The organism is Xanthomonas sp. NCPPB 1826 (genome assembly GCF_056725285.1).
Map to the genome: position 1 here is coordinate 4,607,039 of NZ_CM161521.1, position 20,578 is coordinate 4,627,616.

Genomic DNA, 20,578 nt, shown 5'->3' on the forward strand with positions numbered 1-20,578 from the left:
CGGGCCATCAGCACGCAGCTTGAGTCGCGCCGGTCATCCCTGGCTGCGCAGCAACGGCGCGATCGTGCGCATGCGTGTCTGCGTCGCCGGGCCGACCAGCGCAAACGCGGTCTCGCCTTCGGCCCAGTACTGCGCCAGTAGACGGCCATCGCGCCGTTCGCCGGTAGGCATCGGCCCGCTGCGTGGACGCAGATACAGGCCGATACGCGCGCCGTCGGCATCGCTGTAGACCAGCATCGCTGCCGCGCCTTCCGGTGTGGAAAGCAACTGCCCGCCGCGCAGCACATAGCCCTGCGCGCGCAGATCCGGCACCACACCGGCATTTCCGAAATGCGTGCGCAACCACGGCTCCAATTCCGTACGGCGCTGCACCTCCAACGCAACGCCCGGATGCGCGTCGACATCGGCAAACAGGCGGTATGCGGCCACTGCATCAGCCATCGGCACGCGCTGAATCGCGAGCCGGCTCTCGCGCAACTGCCAACCCAGCCCGGTGCCCAGGCCCAGCGCCAGCACGCAACTGGCGGCAATCGCCGCCAGGGTCCGGCGGCGTTGCTGCAGGCCACGGCGAATCGCTGCAGGCGTCGGCGCCAGCGTGGCCATCTCCGGCTCCAGGCCGGCGTGCGCGGCGCGCAGCGCTTCGGCATCGCGTTTCCAGCCGGCCACGCGCGCGGCCTGCGCCGGGTGCGCCTGCAACCAGGCGGCCACCGCTGCGCGTTGCGCCGGCTCCAGCCGGCCATCGACATAGGCGTGCAGTGCGTGTTCGTCAGGCGGCGGGGTGCTGGTCATTTCAGGATCCTCAATGCGGGTGCATGGCGCACGTGGCCTTCGTTCAATGCACGCAGGCGTTCGCGCGCACGCGACAGCCGCGACATCACCGTGCCGATCGGGATGCCGAGGGTGTCGGCCACCTCGCGGTAGCTGAAACCCTCCACGCTGACCAGGAGCAGCAAGGCGCGCTGTTCCGGCGGCAGCAACGCCAGGCTGGCCAGCATGGCGCGGCCGTCGTGCACCTGCTCGGCCGATGCGGACTGGCTGGGCTGCTGCGGTGCGAACAGGCCCACCACGCGCTGCCAGCGCGCGGCGCGGCGCTGCCCGTCCAGAAACTGCCGGTACAGGATGGCGAACAGCCACGGCTGCAGGGCCTCGGCGGTATGGCGGGTGCGCCAACGCCGCAGCGCACGTTCCAGCGTGGCCTGCACCAGGTCGTCGGCGCTGGCGGGCTCGCCGCTCAGCGAGCGCGCGAAGCGACGCAGCGCCGGCAGCACGGCACGCAGTTGGTCATCGTCCAGAGCATCCATCGGCAGGTTTGGTGGTGGCATCACACAGTAGACGCGCTGGAGCGTGGACTATTCCCACGTTCGATGCGCGTGCCACAACGCCTGGGCGACCACGGGAATAAGTCGGCCTGCACGTCGTCTCACTGCATCGACCACTCACCGCACCGACCCCTGGAGCCAGCCATGACCTTGCCACCTCCTTCCCCACCGCCACAACATGGACGCGTCCGCGTGGCGCCCTTGCTGGGGATCGCCGCGATTGCCGGCGGCCTGGCGGTTGCGTTCGCCTGGACCGCCGGCTGGATCGGTGGCGACCGGCTCACCGCCGCGCGCATGACCGACACCATCGAAGCCAGCGGGCCGCCGCATCCGGGCTTTCGCCGCGCACATACCAAGGGCGTGTGTGTGAGCGGGGACTTCAAGGCCAGCGGCAAGGCCACCTGGCTGTCATCGGCACGCATCTTCAGCCAGGCCAGTACGCCGGTGCTCGGGCGCCTGTCGATCGGCGGCGGCGACCCGCATGGCGCCGATGGTGCGGCACGCGTACGCAGCATGGCATTGCTGTTGCGCAGCGACGACGGGCAGGAATGGCGCACCGCGATGAACAGTTTTCCGTTCTTCGTGGTGGCCACGCCGGCCGGTTTCCAGGCATTGAATGTGGCATCCCGGCCGGACCCGGCCACCGGCAAGCCCGACCCGGCCAAGCTGGCCGCGTTCGGCAAGCAGTATCCGGAATCAGCCAAGTTCCAGCAGTGGGCCAAGACCGCACCGTGGTCCAACAGCTGGGCCAACACGCAATACAACGGGGTCAATGCGTTCCGCGCGATTGCCGCCGATGGACGCGAGCGCTACATCCGCTGGTCGATGCGTCCGCATACCCCGTTCCAGGAACTCAGCGCCGAGCAGCGCGCGCAAGCCGATGGCGATTTTCTCGCCACCGATCTGGACACGCGCCTGGCGCAGGGGCCGCTGCGTTGGGACCTGGTGCTGACCGTGGCCGAGCCGGGCGATGCGGTAGACGATCCCTCGCAGCCATGGCCGGAAAGCCGCAAGCAGATCGTCGCCGGCACGGTATCGATCGATCATGCCGAGCCGCAGGCCACCGGCCCGTGCCGCGACCTGAATTACGACCCGCTGATCCTGCCCAAGGGCATTGCCGGATCCAACGACCCGATCCTGGCGGCGCGCTCGTCGGTGTATTCGCAATCGTTCAACCGGCGCGAGCATGAGATCGCCAATGGCACAGGCAGCGCCGCCACCGGCCAGGGAGCACGCCAATGAGCAGCCACACCCACTTCAACTTGCCCGCACGCGTGCTGCATTGGTTGATGGCCGCGATGATCCTGACCATGCTGTTCGTTGGCGTGGGCATGGTGGCTTCGGTGACGCAGCGGCCGTGGTTGATCGATCTGCATCGCCCCTTGGGCATCGCGATCCTGATCCTTGCGGTGCTGCGCCTGATCAATCGCCTGCGCAACCGCCCGCCGCCGCTGCCGGCCGACCTGCCGGCCTGGCAGAAGGCCGCGGCGACCGCTTCGCACTGGTTGTTGTATGCGCTGATGCTGGGCATGCCGTTGATCGGCTGGGCGATGCTGTCGGCCGGCGCTTATCCGATCGTGCTGTGGCCGGGCGCGAACCTGCCGGCGATCGCGCCGCACGATCCTGCGCTATACGCCTGGTTGCGGAGCGCGCATGGCTGGTTGGCGTACCTGTTGTTCGCCACCGTGCTGGGGCATCTGAGCGCGGCGCTGTTCCATGCCTGGGTCCGCCGCGATAGCGTGTTTTCCAGCATGGCGCGTGGCGAGCGGTCTGCGCGTTGATGGATGGGTGTCGGCTCCCTTCTCCCGCCGGGAGAAGGTGCCCCGCAAGGACGGATGCGGGTGCGGGCGAAGCATCGGGTTGACCGCCATCTGGAGTGGCTTTGCCGCGCACCCTTACCCCAACCCCTCTCCCGGCGGGAGAGGGGCTAGGATTTAACGCTGGCGTTTTGTCTTGGCCGCTGGCGCGGACGCTTCGATGCCCTTGCCGGTGGCGGCCCAGTAAATCCCCCCGTACAGATGCTCCAGATAACGTGGGTCGTTGTAGGCCTCGGCCAGATGGCCGAGCGCGGTGGCAAACACGCGGCCGCCTTCGAAATGGTGGTACCAGGCCACCGGATGCTGCTTGCCCATGCCCTTGGCCACCTGGCCCGGCCAGATCAGCGTGGGGTCGTAGCTGGTTTCGTCCACCGTCATCAGCGTGACCAGGTCGTCGCTGTACGGCGGATCGTATTCGTACCATTCATCGGTCCACACCCAACGCGCGGGCAGGCCGGCAGTGGCCGGGAAGTTGGCGTCCACCACGTCGACCATCGCGGTCTGCATGTATGGATGGGTGCGGAACGAGCGGCCGATCAGGTGGTCGTACCACTCCCAGTCGCCGCGCTTGATCGCAAACGCCTTGTGCACCGCCACCACGCCGCCGCCGTTGCGCACGTAGGTCTGAAAGTTTGCACGCTGCGTGGGATCCAGATCGGTGGCCGGCGTATTGAGCAGCACGATCGCCGCGTATTGCGATAGATCGCCATCGAAGGCCTTGGCATTCCACGCCCACACCAACTCGACATAATGCTTGCGCGCCATCGCTTCGAATTGCGGCTTGGCGACCGGGATATAGTCGTGGTGATACTGGTTGGGAATCGCCGCCACCAGGATCTTGAACTGCTCGGCAGACGCGTTGAATGCGCACACCATCAGCAGGCCCAACAGCCACAGGGATTTCATGCCGTTCGCTCGCAGGGATCGTTCTGGCCCGGCAGTGTACCCGCGCCTGCGCGGCATGCTTTCCGCGTTATTTGGAATAGCGGCAGGCAGCAATGCACAACGGGTACGCGGCGCAGCATGCCATCCAGTGCTGCGCTCGCTGACAGCGCAACGCGTCTGCGTCACCGCGTCACAGCCAGCCTTTCTGCCGCGCCAGCCGATACGCTTCGATGCGATTGGCCACGCCCAGCTTGCCGATGCATTCGGACAGGTAATTGCGCACCGTGCCATGCGACAACTGCAATTGCTGCGCGATCTCGCTGGCCGAACGGCCTTCGCCGGCCAGCCGCAACACCGTGCGCTCGCGTTCGCTCAAGGGATCGGCTTCGACCCAGGCATCCAGCGCCAGTTGCGGGTCGATCACCCGCCCGCCACGCTGCACCTGACGCAGGGCGCCGACCAGTTGTTCGGCCGGCGCGTCCTTGAGCAGATACGCCGCCACACCGGCATCCAGCGCGCGGCGTAGGAATCCTGGGCGGGCGAAGGTGGTGACGATCATCACCCGCAGCGGCAGCGCCTGGCGCTGGATGCGCTGGGCCAGCTCTAAACCGGTCAGGCCGGGCATTTCGATATCGGTGATCAGCACGTCCGGCTGCAGGTGTTGCAGCTCGCGCCAGGCAGTTTCGCCATCGCCTGCGCTGCCGACCACCTCGATATCGTCTTCCAGCCCAAGCAAGGCGACCAACGCGCCACGCAGCAGCGCCTGGTCTTCGACCAACAACACCCGGATCATCGCGCGCGCTCATATGCAGACAACGGTGGCGCACGATAGCAGCGCTTGGGCCCGCCGTGCATTGCGTGCAATGCGGTGGACGTGTGCGCGATCAGCGCGATGGTGGCAGCAGCGGCACCGGCAAGGGCGGCTGCGCCGTCGCCAGCGTGGGCTGCGGCAACGGCACGCTGGCGCGCAGGCGCATGCCGCGCGGCAGCGCTTCCACCTCCAGCGCGCCGCCCAGGCCGTGCAGGCGTGTGCGCATGCCGTCCAGGCCATTGCCGGGCACGATCACCCCGCCACGCCCGTCGTCGCTGATGTCCAGCACCGCCTGCTCGCCCTGCGCGCGTAGGCTCACGCGCATCCGCCTGGCCTGCGCATGCCGTTGCACATTGGTGGCCGCTTCGCGCACCACCAGTGCCAGTGCGGTTTCGTGTTCGGGCGGCAATGCCAGCGTTTCCAGTGCGTGTTCCAGCACGATGCCGTCCATCTCCAGCAGTACCCGCGCCGACGCCAGCTCGGCCACCAGCCCGGCGGCGCGAATGCCGGTGACCGCGCGCCGCACCTGCGCCAGGGCATCGCGCGAAATCTGCGCCACCGCATCGATCTCGCTGCGCGCGGCCTGCGGATCGCGCGCGATCAGGCGCGCGGCCAGATCGGATTTGAGCGCCACCAGCGACAAGGTGTGGCCGAGCAGATCGTGCAGGTCGCGGCCGATACGCTCGCGCTCGGCGGTGGCAGCCAGCCGGCGCACTTCGTCCTGCGACAGGCGCAGCAACGCGTCCTTGCGTTCGTTGATGCTGTACACCGCACCGACACCGGCCATGCCCAGCACCGACACCGGCAACCACACCAGCGATTGCAGGCGCATTCCCAGCCAGTGCGCCCAGCCCAGGTAGAGCACGTTCATCACCACCAGCATCGCGAAGTGCCGCCACAGGGCCTGCCGTGTGGACGGGGGCAGGCTCAGGCAGGCGAAGACGAAATAGCTGATTCCCGAGGGATACACCGGCAGCAACGCGGCACTGAGCACACCCATCGCCCAGGCATAGCGATACAGGGTGCCGCGCGGCGCCAGCAACATGCGCGCGTACAACAGCAGGAAGACCGGATACGACAGCAGGGTGCACAGCAGCCAGGTGCTGTCGTACCCGCGCGGGGAAAACACCGGCACCACGAACACCCAGCTCGACCACAGCAGATGCACACCATCCATCCAGGGCGACTGGCCCTGCGCCAGCCGCGCGGCAACCTGCGAATTGGCGGCGGGGCGAAGCCAGGCGGGAAGCGACACGCGCATCGGGATGGGTCCATGTGAATGATCGGATTCTGCCACTGCCGGGCCCGACCGGGCGCCCGATGCTGCAGCCTCGCCCATCCTGAAGGGCGCGGCCAGTTGCCGCTGTCATGCACGGCAGGTGACAGCTGTCACTGGTGAATGCCGCCGCTGCGGTCGCATGCTGCGCAGCACCTGGCAGCAGCGTTGGTCGCGCTACCGTTCGTCGCCGCAATTGCCTTGGTGACTTCCGGCAGCTTGCGGCGCCGCCCGCGGCCGGTCACATTTTCGCGCAGCATCCCGTCCTGGTCCTCGATGAATACTTCTGCCGATCTGCTCAAGCAACTCCGCATCGACCGCCAGCGTCCTGCCGCCCCCGAACCTGCACGGCGCGGCGGCTGGATCATCGCCGCCGTGATCGTCATCGTGCTGCTGGCGGCCGCGGCGTGGTGGTTCACCCGCCGCCCGGTGGCGAAGGTGCAGACCGCAGCGGTGGTGGCGATCAGCGCCGGCAGCAGCAGTGCCTCGGTGCTGGACGCATCGGGCTACGTGGTGGCGCGGCGCATGGCCACGGTGTCGGCGCAGGTCACCGGCAAGGTGCGCGAGGTGATGATCGAAGAAGGCATGCGCGTCGAACAAGGCCAGGTGATGGCCACGCTGGACCCGCTGGATGCCGATGCGCAGCGCACGCTGTCGGCATCGCAGCTGTCGGCTGCACGCAGCCAGGTCGACAACATGCAGGCGCAACTGGCAGTGGCCAATGCCGATGCGGCGCGCCTGCAATCGCTGGTCGGTGCGCAGCTGGTGTCGCGCTCGCAGTACGAGCAGGCCACCGCACAGCGCGATGCCTTGCGCGCACAGCTGCAGAATGCGCAACGCAACGTGCGCGTGGCAGCGGACCAGTTGGCGATCTCGGCAATCCGCTCGGACTTCAACGTGGTGCGTGCGCCGTTTGCCGGCGTGGTCACCGCCAAGGCCGCGCAGCCCGGCGAAATCGTTTCGCCGCTGTCGGCCGGCGGCGGCTTCACCCGCACCGGCATCGGCACCATCGTGGACATGGAATCGCTGGAAATCGAAGTGGAAGTGGGCGAGTCCTACATCGGCCGCGTGCAGCCGAAGATGCCGGTGGAAGCGGTGCTCAACGCGTATCCGGAATGGAAGATTCCCGGCGAGGTGATCGCCATCATTCCCACCGCCGACCGCGGCAAGGCCACGGTGAAGGTGCGCGTGGCGCTCAAGCTCAAGGACCCGCGCATCGTGCCGGAGATGGGCGTGCGGGTGAGCTTTCTGGAGCGGGCCAATACGCAGGAGGCCAGCAAGCCGCAGGGCGTGCGCGTGCCGGCTGCGGCACTGGTCGAACGCGACACGCGCACGGTCGCGTTCGTGGTCGGCGAGCGCAACACCGTCGGCATGAAGACGGTCACTCCCGGGATGGTGATGGGCGAGGACCGCCAGGTGGTGTCGGGTTTGAGTGCGGGCGACAGCGTGGTACTGGATCCGCCGCAAGGCCTGAAAGACGGCGACACGGTGGCCGAAGCCGAGGCGGACGCTGCCGAGTAACTGCGCCGGTAACTGCAATCACCAGCTGGGCAGCGACGCCGCTCCGGGGAGCGCGGCGCCCACGGTGGCAGCAGTGGTTGATGCGGTCGTGGCACCTGGATGGCGCTGCGATCGCGCAAGGTAATGCAAGCACTTAGTAACGATCACAGCGGCGTTGGTGATCCACAGCCAGCGGCGTCATCGGTCAGTACAGACCTAGCCGCCTGCTTGTCGCCGCCATGCGTCGGCGCGCATGTCCCAGCAGTTGCGTCTGTCGTCATCCAGCCTCGTACCGTCTTGCCGCCTCACCGTCACCGCATCGCCGTGTTGCCGTGTTGCCGCCTCATGCAATCGCGGTCGCCATGCCGCATCGCGCTTGCCTCTTTCCATTGCACCGTCAGGAGTCGCCATGACCGCTCTCGTCAGCTTGCGCAACATCACCAAGACCTACCAACGCGGCCCCGAGCAGGTGCAGGTGCTGCACGGCATCGACCTGGAGATCGCCAGCGGCGACTTCGTCGCGTTGATGGGGCCGTCCGGCTCGGGCAAGACCACCTTGCTCAATCTGATCGGCGGGCTGGACAACCCCAGCGGTGGCGAGATCGAGATCCAGGGCGAGCGCATCGACCGCATGAGCGGCGGCCAGCTCGCGACCTGGCGCAGTCATCACGTCGGCTTCGTGTTCCAGTTCTACAACCTGATGCCGATGCTCACCGCGCAAAAGAACGTGGAGCTGCCGTTGCTGCTCACCGCGCTCAACGCCGCGCAACGCAAGCGCAATGCGGAAATCGCCCTGACCCTGGTCGGCCTGCAGGAACGCCGCAACCACAAGCCCAGCGAACTGTCCGGCGGCCAGCAGCAGCGCGTGGCGATTGCACGCGCGATCGTGTCCGACCCCACCTTCCTGATCTGCGACGAACCCACAGGCGATCTGGACCGCCATAACGCCGAGGAGATCCTGCGCCTGCTGCAGGAACTCAATCGCGAACACGGCAAGACCATCGTGATGGTGACCCACGACCCCAAGGCCGCCGAGTACGCCACCCATACCATCCATCTGGACAAGGGCGAGCTGGCCGATGCGCCGCTCGTGCTCTAAGGGAGTGCTGCCATGAAGTATCTCTGGCTGGTGTGGGCGCAGTTGTTCCGCAGCAAGACCCGCACCTTGTTGACCTTGCTGTCGGTGGTGGCGGCGTTCCTGCTGTTCGGCATGCTCGATTCGGTGCGCGTGGCCTTCACCTCTGGCGGTAGCGTCAGCGGCGTGAACCGCTTGGTGGTGGCCTCGCGCCTGTCGATCACCCAATCGCTGCCGATCAGCCTGGAGCCGCAGATCCGCAGCGTGCCGGGCGTGCGCGATGTGACCTCGGCGATGTGGTTCGGCGGCATCTACCGCGACCCGAAGAACTTCTTCCCGAACTTTTCGGTGGCGCCCAATTTCTTCGACGTCTACAGCGAGTACGAGCTGCCCAAGGAGCAGCTCAAGGCGTTCCAGACCACGCGCACCGGCGCCGTCGTCGGCGAGACCCTGGCCAAGGCCAATGGCTGGAAGATCGGCGACACCATTCCGCTGCAGGCCACCATCTTCCCGCGTGGCGGCAGCAACGACTGGCCGCTGCAACTGGTCGGCATCTTCCGCATGAAGGACCGCGCAGTGGCGGCCAACCAGGAACGCCAGTTGATGATGAACTGGAAATACTTCGACGAGTCCAACGACTACATCAAGAGCAGGGTCAGCTGGTACACGGTGACGTTGCGCAGTGCCGACCAGGCCTCGCGCGTGGCGCAGGCGATCGACGCGTTGTCGGCCAACTCCGATCATGAAACCAAGTCGCAGACCGAATCGGCGTTCCAGCAGGCCTTCATCAAGCAGTTCGCCGATATCGGCCTGATCGTCACCTCGATCATGGCCGCGGTGTTCTTCACCTTGCTGCTGCTGACCGGCAACACCATGGCGCAGGCGGTGCGCGAGCGCATACCGGAGCTGGCCACGCTCAAGACGCTGGGCTTTCAGGACCGCACCGTGTTGAGTCTGGTGATGGTGGAGTCGGTGCTGTTGATCGGCCTGGGCGGGTTGATCGGCATGGGTCTGGCATCGCTGGTGATCCCGCTGGTGGCCGCACGCAGCGGCGGGGTGATGCCGGTGCAGGGCGTGCCGCTGCAGACCTGGTTGGTCGGGCTGGGCCTGATGGCCGGCATCGGCATCGTGGTGGGTGTGCTGCCGGCGCGACGCGCGCAGCGCTTGAAGATCGTCGATGCCCTCGCCGGCCGCTGACAGGAGCAGGCAAATGCAAACCCAATGGAAGAACCGTCTGGTCAATCTGCTGTCGGTCGTGTCGCTGGCCGTCGGGTTGGCTGTGTGGATCGCGCTGCCGTGGATCGGCGTGCTGGTCCTCGCCGCCTTGCTGGCGGTGTGGCTGGTTGTCACGCGCAGCGGCCGGCTGTCACTGGCCGCTGCACGTATCGGCATCGCCACGCTGCCGCAACGCTGGGGTGCCAGCTCGGTGATCGTGGTCGGCATCGCCGGTGTGGTCGGCGTGCTGGTGGCGATGCTGGCGATGGGCCAGGGGTTTCAGGCCACGCTCAACAGCACCGGCGACGACACTACCGCGATTGTTCTGCGCGGCGGCTCGCAGGCCGAAACCAACTCGGTGATCACCCGCGACCTGGTGCCGCTGATCGGCAGCCTGCCCGGTATCGCCGCCGATGCCAGGGGCCGCCCGCTGCTGTCGCCGGAGCTCTCGCAGGTGGTCAACATCGCCTCCAGATCCGATGGCACCGACGTCAACGCGCAACTGCGTGGCGTGGGCGAACAGGCCTGGGCGGTGCACGACAAGGTCAGGCTGGTGCAGGGCCGGCGCTTCACCCCCGGCCTGCGCGAGATCGTGGTCGGCAAGGGCGCGTTGACTCAGTTCCGCGGACTGCAGCTGGGCAAGACGCTCACTCTCGGCAGCCAGCAATGGACCGTGGTCGGCGTGTTCGCCTCCGGCGATGCGCACGATTCGGAGCTGTGGACCGATGCGCAGACGCTGGCCACCACCTACAACCGCAGCGCCTACCAGTCGATCAGCGTGCGCACCGCCGGCAAGGCCGGTTTCAGCCAGTTCAAGACCGCCATGGCCGCCGATCCGCGGCTCAAACTGGATGTGGAAACCACCCGTGCCTACTACGGCAAACAGGGCGGTGGCTTGAACAGGTTGATCAGCATCCTGGGCACGGTGATCGGCGCGATCATGGCAGTGGGTGCGGTATTCGGCGCGCTCAACACCATGTATGCGGCGGTGGCCACGCGCGCGCGCGAGATCGCCACGATGCGCGCGATCGGCTTCCGCGGCACGCCGGTGATCATGGCGCTGATGCTGGAGACCATGCTGCTGGCGCTGCTGGGCGGCTTGCTCGGTGGCCTGATCGCCTGGGCCATCTTCAATGGCTACAGCGTGTCCACGCTGGGCAGCAACTTCAGCCAGATCGTGTTCCAGTTCAAGGTCTCGCCGGAGCTGTTGTGGAGCGGGCTCAAATGGGCACTGGGCATTGGCCTGGTCGGCGGGCTGTTCCCGGCCTTGCGCGCGGCGCGGTTGCCGATCACGACGGCGTTGCGTGAGGTCTAGGGCGGGCCGCTGGCCCGCCCGGGAATCGGGAATCGGGAATCGGGAGTGGGGAATGGTGACAGCCAAGGCAGAGGGAATGCGGGTGCTGCGGCTGAACGTATTGCGGGCTGTCATCGTTCTGTCACTGCACTGCGGTAGATGCGCGGGGCGGGCAGGTCGTAGGCTGCCCGGCCGTTGCATCCATCGATCTTCGCCCATGACGCGCCTGATTCTGCTGGCCTGCGCCTGCCTGTGGCTGGCCGGCTGTTCCTCGTCCTCCACCTCGCTCAGCGAGCGCCTGGTTGCGCCCGGCGGTACCTCGCCGTTGCTGGACGAGGAGCGCATTGCCGCCACCATCGCCACGGTGCCCAACCGCAGCGGGCATGTGGTCACGCGCGATCAGGTGCCGATCTTCTGGCGCGCGATCGACCCCGGCCAGTACGCCATGCACTACCGGTATCTCGGCCAGCGCCACGATCCGGCGCATGCGCTGGATGTCGATTTCAGTTTCAAGGTGCCCACCGCGACCCCGCCGACGCCGCGCGGCACCGTGGTGCTGCTGCATGGCTGGATGATGGATGGCGATTCGCTGCTGCCATGGTCGCTGGAGCTGGCGCAGGCCGGCTACCGGGTGATCACCATCGACCTGCGCAACCATGGCCATTCCGGCGGTGGCCCGTCCGGTTACGGCACGCGCGAATCCGACGATGTGATCGACGTGCTCGATGCGCTGCAACCGCGTGGCGAGATCCGTGGCCCGCTGTACCTGTTCGGCATTTCCTACGGCGCCGCCACCGCGCTGTTCACCGCCGACAAGCTCGGGCCGCGCGTGACCGGCGTGGTGGCGATGGAATCCTTCGCCAACGCCGGGCGCGGCATTCGCGACATGGTCCCGCACCTGCTCGCCAGCCAACCGAATGGCTGGCGTGGGCAGGCGGTGGCCGCGTATGCGCGCTGGCGCTATGCCGACCAGAATATCGATGCGGTGATCGCCGCCGCCGACCGCCAGCTGCAGCTGGACCTGGACCACGTCGATGTGACGCAGGCCTTGGCCGACACCCGCAGCTGCGTGCTGCTGGTGCATGGCGATGCCGATCAGCACATTCCGGTCGCGCATGGGCGTGCGCTGGCGCTGGCGCTGGCCAGCCCGCGCGCGCACTACGTCGAGCTGCCTGGCGAAACCCATCTGAGCCTGCCGCTGCGGCTGGATCTGCTGGGTGGGCCGATCGACCAGTGGCTGGCGCAGACGCAACAGGATCCAGGCCACTGCCCCGCGCCGCAGGCACTGCCGACCTCCACGCTGGCGGTGGCGACACCGGCGTTGGCGCCGCGCGGCTGAGAGCGGCTGTCAGACGTCGCCAACGGTCGTCAGGTGGGAGCGGACCGCGCGCTACGAAACGGTGGGTCTGAATGACATGCCGATGACTGCACCTGCACCGCGGTGAGCGCAGTGGTCTGTTGCTCGCCACCTCCAGGCAGGAGCTACGCAACCGCGGGCTGTTGAAGCGCACGGCGCTGCCGCCCACCGCGCAACGCAGCCGCTGCGCGATCGCCCGGATCGCGCAGCGGCCGATGCTTAAGGCGTCACCACCACCGGCCGCCGCTGCCGCCACAGGCTATCGCCGACGAACAGCAGCAGCCCCACCCAGATCGCGGCAAATCCGATCGCGCGCCCCTGATCGAACGGCTCGTGGAAGAACCACACGCCCAGCAGCAACTGCAGGCTCGGCGCGATGTATTGCAGGATGCCCACCAACGACAGCGGAATCCGCCGCACGCCATACGCAAACCCGATCAGCGGCACCGCGGTCAGTACGCCGCCGACGATGAGCAGCAGATCGGTACGCAGGTCCCAACCGCTCAGAAAGGCGCCGCCATGGCCCTGCTCGCCCCAGACCGCCAGCAGCAGCGCCGGCACGAACAGGTACACGCTTTCCACGCCCAGCCCGGCTACCGGATCCACCGCCACCAGCTTGCGCAGCAGGCCGTAGGCACCGAACGAGAACGCCAGCCCCAGCGCGATCCACGGCGGCGCACCGGCATCCAGGGTCAGCCACAGCACGCCCGCCGCCGCACACACCACCGCCACCCACTGGATGCGCTGCAGGCGTTCCTTCAACACCAGCACGCCCAGCAACACGCTCAGCAGCGGATTGATGAAATACCCCAGGCTGGCCTCGATCACATGCCCGGCGTTGATCGCCCAGATATACAGGCCCCAGTTGAACGCAATCGCCACGCTGCTGCCGGCCAGCATCCATAGCGCGCGTGGCTGCGCGGCGATGGCGCGCCACCAGCGCAGGCCCGAGGTGGCCAGCAACCACGCCACCACCAGTAGCGCGCTCCAGACGATGCGGTGCGCGATGATCTGCAGCGACGGCACCGCCTTGAGCAGGTGCCAGTACAGCGGCACCAGGCCCCAGATCACGAAGGTCGATGCGGTGATCAACAGCCCGCGACGCGCCTCGGTCGGCGAGACCGCCGTCATCGCCGCGCCTTGGCCAGGGTCACCACCAGCACGCCGGACAGGATCACCGCCATCGCGCCGATGTCGTGCGCGCTGAAACGCTCATGCCCCAGCCACGCACCCAACGCCACCGCGATCACCGGGTTGACGTAGGCGTAGCTGCCGGCCAACGCCGGGCGCACGTGATGCAGCAGCCACACGTAGGCGGTAAACGCCACGATCGAACCGAACACGCACAGGTAGGCCACGGCCAGCAGCCCTTGCGAGGTCGGCAGGCTCTGTGGGCGCTCGCCGATCAACAGGCCGGTGCTGACCAGCAACACGCCGCCGCACAGCATCTGCCCGGCGGCAGTCATGAACGGCGACGGCAGGTCGCGTCCGCGCGACCACACCGAGCCGAAGGCCCAGCCGATCGGCGCGATCAGCAACAACACCAGCCCGCCCGGCGTGGCGGTCAGGCTGCTGCCGGCGTTGAGCCAGACCACGCCCAGAAAGCCGATCACGATACCCAGCCATTCGCCACGGCTGGCGTGCTGCCCGCGCAAGGCGCCGAACAAGGCCATCCACAGCGGCACCGATGCCACCGAGGTGGCGGCCAGGCCGGACGACACGCTGCGCTCGGCCAGCACCACCATGCCGTTGCCCAGCAGCAACAGGGCCGCGCCCATCATCGCCACGTTCTTCCATTGCGCGTGCGTCGGCGCAGCCACACCGCGCCAGCGCAGCACCGCATACAGCACCGTGCCGGCCACGATGAAGCGCGCCCCGGACACCATGGTCAGCGGCAGCGCACCACCTTCCAACGCAAAGCGGATCGCCAGATAGGTCGAGCCCCAGACCACATAGACCAGCAACAACGCGACAACGACCAGGCCATTGCGCGCAGGCGCCACAGCATCGTGTGAAGAGGACATCGGAGATTGCCAAATGCAGCGGAAGCTTCAATTCTAGATCACCTGCCCACATCAACGTCGTACGCCTTCAAGCGCCTGCCGCGGTATGGTGCGCACTGATCCCCGGCCCGGAGTGCATATGCAGCGTCGCGTCCCCTGGTTGATGTTGGCCGCCCTGACCGTGCTATCGGCCAGCGCATTGGCACGCGTGCCCGAACCCTGGGAACCCAGCGGGCGCAAACTCCTTGAGGCCGGGCTGGACGGTTCGTTGGCGCCAGAGATCGCGCCCGAACAAACCGAGCTCAAGGTCATGCTCTCGGCAAACCGCGCCGGCGCCTATCTGCTCGGCGTCGCCAGCAGCAGTTACCGCACACAATGGTGCATGCCGGCCGGCAAGAGCGGCCCGCCGGATATGCAGGCGATCATCAGCGATATCGGCGCGCTACCCGATGCACGCCTGGACGAGGCCGCACCCGCATTGATCGTGCAGGCGCTGGCCAAGCGCTACCCGTGCCGCAAATAGGCGGCGCGGTCGCCGCAAGCCGGCTCGACCAACCGCCACGCAATGGCCCAATGCAATGACCGCCCGCATCGCCGGGAGCTAGACGCCCGCGCTCGAAAGCACCAGGCGTTTGCACACCGCTGGCCCTACTTGCGTGCGGCGTCGCTGCTGGCGCGGATCGCCTTGAACTCCGAACCGTCCTGCCAGCTCGGCCACTGCCGGCCGTTGGCCAGCGCCACGCCGACGTCGTAGACCAGGGTGGTGTCGGCCGCGTGGCCGCTGGCGTCCCATTGCGGGGTCCAGCGATCGCAGGGCTGGTGATAGCACTCGGCAAAATACTTGTCGCGCAGCGCCTTGCCGGCCGCCACGCCGCCGTCGAGCATGTCCAGCCCGGGACCGGCGGTGATCGCCGGCACGCCCATGCGCGCAAAGGCGAAATGGTCGGCGCGGTAGAAGAAGCCCGCTTCCAGATTCGGGTCCGGCGAATAGCTGCGGCCGCGCGCCTTGGCCGCAGTTTCCAAATCACCTTCCAGCGACACCCGTCCGCGTCCCCACGAGGCGATATCGCGGGTGGGGCCATCGGGGCTGAACATCTCCATGTTGAGTACCGCCACGGTCTTGTCCAGAGGCGCCAGCGGATGCGCGGCGTAATAGTTGGCGCCGAGCAGGCCCTTCTCTTCCGCCGTCAACGCGATGAAATACAGCGTGCGTTGCGGCTTGGGGCCGGCCGCGAACACGCGCGCCAGTTCCAGCACGCTGGCCACGCCGGTGGCGTTGTCCACCGCGCCACGCCGCACCGTGTCGCCGCCGGCATCGGCCTTGCCCACGCCGAACGCATCCCAGTGCGCGGAGAAGATCACCGTCTCGTCCGGATGCTGGCTGCCGGTGAGCTTGGCCACCACGTTGTGCGTGACCACGCGCTCGCGCTTGAGCTTGAAGTCCACCGACAGCGTCGCATCGCCCAACGCCATCGGGGCGAAGTCGCGCTGCTGCGCGCGCTGCTTGGCCTGCGCAAAATCCAGCCCGGCGCGCTGGAACAGCGACACCGCCAACGCCTGCTGCATCCAGCCACGCACCGGCACATGCTGCGCCTTCGCATCGGCATCGCTGCGTTCGATATCGAACAACGGCGACAGGCCCGAACTCTGCACCGTCGCCCAGCCGTACGCGGCCGGCGCGGTCTCGTGCACGATCAACACGCCGGCGGCACCACGACGCGCGGCCTCTTCGTACTTGTAGGTCCAGCGGCCGTAGTAGGTCACCGCCTTGCCATCGAAGGCGCCAGGCTGGCTGGATTCGAAGTCGGCATCGTTGATCAGCACCACCGCGATCTTGCCGCGCAGGTCCACACCCTTGTAGTCGTCCCACTGCCGCTCCGGTGCGCTGATGCCGTAGCCCACGAACACCAGCGGCGCATGCTTCAAACTCACCGCGTCCTGCGGACGCAGGCTCTGCAGGGTCACATCGCTGCCATTGACAAGCGTCTGGGTCTTGCCGCCGACACGCAGGCTGGCGCGCACCGGGCCATCGACCTGGGCGCGTACCAACGGCACTGCCTGGGTCCAACCGCCCTGCTCGCCACCCGGCTGCAGGCCGCCAGCCTTGAACTGCTCGACCAGGTAATCGACCGTGCGCTGTTCGCCGGCACTGGCCGGCGCACGGCCCTCGAACTCGTCCGAGGCCAGCAGGCGCACATGCCGCGACAACGCTTCGGCATCAATGCCGCCACCGGGCAGATCGTTGGCGGCCTGCGCCACGCCCCCCACGAACAGGCAGGCGGACAACAACAGGATGCGCATCGGATTCACGGCATGGCCTTGCAACAGATAGATGACACACAGTTTACAAGCGCGCGGCCGCCACGGGAGTGCTTCGACCCGCGTTGGCAAACGCGATGTCTTCCTTTCTAGCAGGCCCCTTGGGCTGCATGGATGCTGTCACGGAGTTCAATTGGCGGGTGTACGGTCTGTCCCGTGCTTGGTGATGGCATCGCGCATTCGACTCACCGAGCTTTTGAATCGAGCCTCTGATCGCGCGCAAACCCGGTTACGGTTCAAGGTCTCGATTGTTTTGGCATGGTTTTCCGGAGCCTGTGCAGTGCGGACAGATCAGTTGCAGGGCGGCGGATCTGCGGCTTGGCTGCAAGGCCCTTGCCCGCCCACCATCGCGGGACACGCCGCAAGTACATCCTTGTAGGCTCTTACGCGGCATCCATGCCGCGTAAGGTCCCTCGACGGTGAGCGGACAAGGACCCGTCGGGATGGTCGGTGTGCATGGTTGCAAGCGGTGCATGACCTGCGCTGGTCGGATCACTTGTTCGTTCGATTAGCGCCTCACGATCTTCCGATCGCAAGCCGAGCGGCAGACAGGCTTCAACACGCAACTTAAAACATCTCAGCTACTACCGCTAGCCGAGCAACAAGCTTTCAAAAGCAGCCGACCAACTCTCTGGTGCGATGTCCTTGCCGATTGCGGGACCGTGTGGCGGCATGGATGCCGCCACGCGCCTCCACGGACGGATTCCCGGCGTGTCCCGCAAGCGGTGAGGGCACCGCGCGCCCGACTGACGCGGCATTTGACTGTCGCCGAACCACGCGACGACTCGCTACAGCGTTCTATTGGGATGTTGCCCACTGCAGTGGCGCTAATTGGTGCGCGTCGCGCGATCCAGCCAGCACGCCAGGCCCTGCGCGTTGAGTTCGATATCGGTGCCCAGCAACTGCGCCACGCGCGCATCGTCCAGCCGGCAGCCGTGCAGGCGGGCGCGCTGCAGATACAGGTCAGTCAGCGCCACCACCATGCAGCGATGGCGGTCCGCATCCTGCGCGCAGTCCAGCGCGATGGCGGTCATCGCATGGATCTGCTCGACCAGCGCCTGCGCCAGTGGCGCCGGCGATTCGACCCGGCCGTAATGGGTGAGATACATCGCCTGCGGCGCGGTCTCCATCAGCCGCGCGATCGAGTGCAGCATCGCCTCCGGCTCAAACTGCACCGGCGAGGAGGTCGGCAGGATGAAGGCGCCTTGCGCGCTATCGAGCTGGCGATACGACAAGCCGAAGGTGTCGCCAGTGAACCAGCTGCGGCTGCGCGCATCCCACACGCACAGATGATGGCGTGCGTGGCCCGGCGTCTCGATGGTGCGCAGCGCGCGCTCGCCCAGCATCACGGTCTGTCCGTCCGCCGCTTCCACCACGCGCTCGGCCGGCACCGGCACGATCGCGCCGTAACTGCGCGCCATTTCCGCCGCGCCGTATACCGCCGTGGCACCGGCGATCAGCCGGGTGGGATCGATCATGTGCGGCGCGCCACGCGGGTGCACCAGCACCCGCGCATTGGGCAAATGCTGCAGCAACGCACCCGCTCCGCCGGCGTGATCCAGATGCACGTGGGTCAGGATCAGCCAGTCCACCTGCGCCGGCGTCAGCCCGGCCGACTGCAATGCGGCCAGCATCTGCGGCACCGACAGGGAAGTGCCGCAATCGACGAAGGCGCCACGTTGCGCCTCGACGATCAGGTACGCCGCATCGAACTGCACACCGCCAAAACCGGTGTCGATGGTGTGGATGCTGGAATCGGCGGTCGCTGTCATTGCTCCCCCACGGCTATGCGAGAGGCCACAGTCTAGCTACCGGCTCCACGGGTGTCGTTACGCCTCGCGCAACACGCGCAGCGCCGCCAGGATCAACTCCGCCTCCACCTGCGCATGCACGCCCAGCAATTGCAGGTCGCTGCCCTGCTCGGCTTGCTTCAGCCGCGCAATCAGCTGGCCCGCATCGCGTGGCGAGGCAAAGCCGTCGCTCTGCAGCAACAACGCACCGGCGCCATCGGTCAACTTGAAATAGAACTGCCCGTCGCTCTCGCGGTATTGCTTGAACACCGGCGGCGCGCTCTTGTCGCCCACCGGCGTCGCAGCCGCATCGCCCTGGCTGGACAGATCGCGCAGCCCCACCGCAGCACGCAGCTCGGCCAAAAACGGCGTGGCGTAGCGCGCGCGCAGACGTGCGCCACCGGCGCGCAGAATCGCCTCGATCTTGGCCGGCTCGGCCATCAGCGCCTCGTAACGCGTGCGCAGCGGTGCGATCTCCTGGTCGATACGCTCGAACAGCTGTTGCTTGGCGTCGCCCCAGCCGATGCCATCGGCAAAGGCCTGCGCAAAGGCCGCCGTTTCCTGCGGCGTGGCGAAGGCCTGGTACAGCTGGAACAATGCCGACCCCTGGGTGTCCTTGGCCTCGCCCGGCGCGCGCGAATCGGTGAGGATGGAGAACACCAGCTTGCGCAGTTCCTCGCGCGGTGAGAACAGCGGAATCGTGTTGCCGTAGCTCTTGCTCATCTTGCGGCCGTCCAGACCCGGCAAGGTCGAGACCTGCTCGTCGATCACCGCCTCGGGCAGGGTGAAGAAGTCACGGCCATACACGTGGTTGAAGCGCTGGGCGAAATCGCGCGCCATCTCGATATGCTGGATCTGGTCGCGCCCCACCGGCACCTTGTGCGCGTTGAAGATCAGGATGTCTGCAGCCATCAGCACCGGGTACATGAACAAGCCGGCGGTCACGCCCGCATCGTCGTCTTCGCCGTCGGCGCGATTCTTGTCCACCGCTGCCTTGTAGGCATGCGCACGGTTGAGGATGCCCTTGCCGGCCACGCAGGTCAGCAGCCACAGCAACTCGGTGGTCTCCGGCACATCGGACTGGCGATAGAACCACACCGTTTCCGGGTCCAGGCCGCAGGCCAGCCAGCTGGCGGCGATCTCCAATGTGGAGCGCTGCGTCCGCGCCGGGTCCTGCGCCTTGATCAGGCTGTGCAGGTCGGCCAGGAAGTAGAAGCTTTCCGCATCGGCAGCCGCACTGGCCTGGATGGCCGGGCGGATCGCGCCGACGTAATTGCCCAGATGCGGGGTGCCGGAAGTGGTGATGCCGGTAAGGACGCGAGTGGTCATCTGCGTAAGGCCAGGGAGTCAGCACGCAAGTTTAGCGGTTCCGTGCCCCTGGCATGACCGCGACGGTGTCTCGTAGCTGCCGCTACCGGTTTCTGCGGCAGACGCAGAACGGGCCGCATCGAGCGGCCCGTCCTGTGCAGTTGGCGCTCACCACGGCGGGTGGGCGCGGTTGCGCGGCACCCTCAGGTGTCGTCGCGCAACGACTTTTCGAAGGCGCGCACCTCGGTCTGGGCGCGGTCGCGGTCCCAGCCGTAGCGCTCCTGCAGCTTGCCCTGCAGATATTCGGCATTGCCCTCGGCGACCTTGAAATCGTCGTCGGTGAGGTCGCCCCACTTGGCCTGCGCCTTGCCCTTGAGTTGGGTCCACTTGCCGGAAATGATGTCAGTGTTCATTGCGTCAACTCCGCTAATGCGGCCGCGATTGACCGTCTGCGCAGGTTGCCCACGGCGCCGTTCGCCGCAGATCAAAAGCCGTCAAATCGGCACTCACCGCACTGAACGGTTGCCTACGCTTGCGGCGCAGTTTTTTTCGCATGGCTGCGCCGTCGCATGCCCAGATGCGTCGCCGCACTGCCCTGCCTGCGCAAGG

The 20,578-nt window shown here is 67.1% G+C and carries 19 protein-coding genes; 8 read left to right on the forward strand and 11 right to left on the reverse strand.

Annotated features, from left to right (window positions below):
• Window positions 1–33 precede the first annotated feature (33 nt).
• Window positions 34–789, reverse strand: coding sequence for an anti-sigma factor family protein (locus tag AC1PLA_RS19370; RefSeq protein ID WP_481105169.1), 756 nt, complete (start codon window positions 787–789; stop codon window positions 34–36).
• Window positions 786–1,301, reverse strand: a complete 516-nt coding sequence (locus AC1PLA_RS19375) for an RNA polymerase sigma factor (RefSeq protein WP_016902644.1) — start codon at window positions 1,299–1,301, stop codon at window positions 786–788. Before AC1PLA_RS19375 ends, AC1PLA_RS19370 begins: the two co-directional genes overlap by 4 nt.
• Window positions 1,302–1,463: 162 nt before the next feature.
• On the opposite strand from AC1PLA_RS19375, the gene AC1PLA_RS19380 reads away from it, so the two are divergent.
• Window positions 1,464–2,561, forward strand: a complete 1,098-nt coding sequence (locus AC1PLA_RS19380) for a catalase family peroxidase (protein ID WP_104560500.1) — start codon at window positions 1,464–1,466, stop codon at window positions 2,559–2,561.
• Window positions 2,558–3,100 (forward strand): cytochrome b, encoded by a 543-nt coding sequence (locus AC1PLA_RS19385; protein WP_481105170.1) that lies wholly within the window; start codon window positions 2,558–2,560, stop codon window positions 3,098–3,100. Before AC1PLA_RS19380 ends, AC1PLA_RS19385 begins: the two co-directional genes overlap by 4 nt.
• A gap of 153 nt (window positions 3,101–3,253) precedes the next feature.
• Here AC1PLA_RS19385 and AC1PLA_RS19390 read toward each other — a convergent pair whose 3' ends face one another.
• The 3 genes from AC1PLA_RS19390 to AC1PLA_RS19400 form a co-directional block, all read right to left on the reverse strand.
• On the reverse strand, window positions 3,254–4,042 hold the full coding sequence (locus AC1PLA_RS19390; protein WP_047127546.1) for a ThuA domain-containing protein: 789 nt from the start codon (window positions 4,040–4,042) through the stop codon (window positions 3,254–3,256).
• A gap of 169 nt (window positions 4,043–4,211) precedes the next feature.
• Window positions 4,212–4,814, reverse strand: coding sequence for a response regulator transcription factor (locus AC1PLA_RS19395; RefSeq protein ID WP_126968646.1), 603 nt, complete (start codon window positions 4,812–4,814; stop codon window positions 4,212–4,214).
• Between the two features lie 91 nt (window positions 4,815–4,905).
• Window positions 4,906–6,093, reverse strand: coding sequence for a sensor histidine kinase (locus AC1PLA_RS19400; RefSeq protein WP_102582085.1), 1,188 nt, complete (start codon window positions 6,091–6,093; stop codon window positions 4,906–4,908).
• 291 nt (window positions 6,094–6,384) lie between these two features.
• On the opposite strand from AC1PLA_RS19400, the gene AC1PLA_RS19405 reads away from it, so the two are divergent.
• From AC1PLA_RS19405 to AC1PLA_RS19425, 5 genes are all read left to right on the forward strand, one after another.
• The gene (locus AC1PLA_RS19405) at window positions 6,385–7,629 is read left to right on the forward strand and encodes an efflux RND transporter periplasmic adaptor subunit (RefSeq protein WP_065048635.1); all 1,245 of its coding nucleotides are present in this window, start codon (window positions 6,385–6,387) and stop codon (window positions 7,627–7,629) included.
• Window positions 7,630–8,017: 388 nt separating this feature from the next.
• Window positions 8,018–8,707 (forward strand): ABC transporter ATP-binding protein, encoded by a 690-nt coding sequence (locus AC1PLA_RS19410; RefSeq protein ID WP_024939051.1) that lies wholly within the window; start codon window positions 8,018–8,020, stop codon window positions 8,705–8,707.
• Window positions 8,708–8,719: 12 nt separating this feature from the next.
• Window positions 8,720–9,880, forward strand: a complete 1,161-nt coding sequence (locus tag AC1PLA_RS19415; protein WP_481105171.1) for an ABC transporter permease — start codon at window positions 8,720–8,722, stop codon at window positions 9,878–9,880.
• A gap of 13 nt (window positions 9,881–9,893) precedes the next feature.
• A complete protein-coding gene (locus AC1PLA_RS19420; RefSeq protein ID WP_039512617.1) occupies window positions 9,894–11,213 on the forward strand; it encodes an ABC transporter permease in 1,320 nt (439 codons plus the stop codon).
• A gap of 196 nt (window positions 11,214–11,409) precedes the next feature.
• Window positions 11,410–12,531, forward strand: coding sequence for an alpha/beta hydrolase family protein (locus AC1PLA_RS19425; protein ID WP_481105172.1), 1,122 nt, complete (start codon window positions 11,410–11,412; stop codon window positions 12,529–12,531).
• Between the two features lie 237 nt (window positions 12,532–12,768).
• On the opposite strand, the gene rarD is transcribed toward AC1PLA_RS19425, so the two are convergent.
• Both rarD and yedA read right to left on the reverse strand, forming a co-directional pair.
• Window positions 12,769–13,680 (reverse strand): EamA family transporter RarD, encoded by a 912-nt coding sequence (gene rarD, locus AC1PLA_RS19430; RefSeq protein ID WP_039524771.1) that lies wholly within the window; start codon window positions 13,678–13,680, stop codon window positions 12,769–12,771.
• Window positions 13,677–14,573: a drug/metabolite exporter YedA gene (gene yedA, locus AC1PLA_RS19435; protein WP_481105173.1), complete on the reverse strand. Its 897-nt coding sequence runs from the start codon at window positions 14,571–14,573 to the stop codon at window positions 13,677–13,679. The genes rarD and yedA overlap by 4 nt, the downstream gene beginning before the upstream one ends.
• An 85-nt stretch (window positions 14,574–14,658) precedes the next feature.
• On the opposite strand from yedA, the gene AC1PLA_RS19440 reads away from it, so the two are divergent.
• Window positions 14,659–15,075, forward strand: coding sequence for a Rap1a/Tai family immunity protein (locus AC1PLA_RS19440; RefSeq protein WP_102255078.1), 417 nt, complete (start codon window positions 14,659–14,661; stop codon window positions 15,073–15,075).
• Between the two features lie 125 nt (window positions 15,076–15,200).
• Here AC1PLA_RS19440 and AC1PLA_RS19445 read toward each other — a convergent pair whose 3' ends face one another.
• The 4 genes from AC1PLA_RS19445 to AC1PLA_RS19460 all read right to left on the reverse strand — a co-directional run bounded on the left by AC1PLA_RS19445 (window position 15,201) and on the right by AC1PLA_RS19460 (window position 20,382).
• Window positions 15,201–16,853, reverse strand: a complete 1,653-nt coding sequence (locus tag AC1PLA_RS19445; protein WP_481106232.1) for a M28 family metallopeptidase — start codon at window positions 16,851–16,853, stop codon at window positions 15,201–15,203.
• Between the two features lie 845 nt (window positions 16,854–17,698).
• Window positions 17,699–18,643, reverse strand: coding sequence for an MBL fold metallo-hydrolase (locus AC1PLA_RS19450; RefSeq protein WP_102255080.1), 945 nt, complete (start codon window positions 18,641–18,643; stop codon window positions 17,699–17,701).
• A gap of 57 nt (window positions 18,644–18,700) precedes the next feature.
• The gene (locus tag AC1PLA_RS19455) at window positions 18,701–19,990 is read right to left on the reverse strand and encodes a tryptophan--tRNA ligase (RefSeq protein WP_481105174.1); all 1,290 of its coding nucleotides are present in this window, start codon (window positions 19,988–19,990) and stop codon (window positions 18,701–18,703) included.
• Window positions 19,991–20,172: 182 nt separating this feature from the next.
• Window positions 20,173–20,382, reverse strand: a complete 210-nt coding sequence (locus tag AC1PLA_RS19460; RefSeq protein ID WP_016904514.1) for a CsbD family protein — start codon at window positions 20,380–20,382, stop codon at window positions 20,173–20,175.
• Window positions 20,383–20,578: the final 196 nt, after the last annotated feature.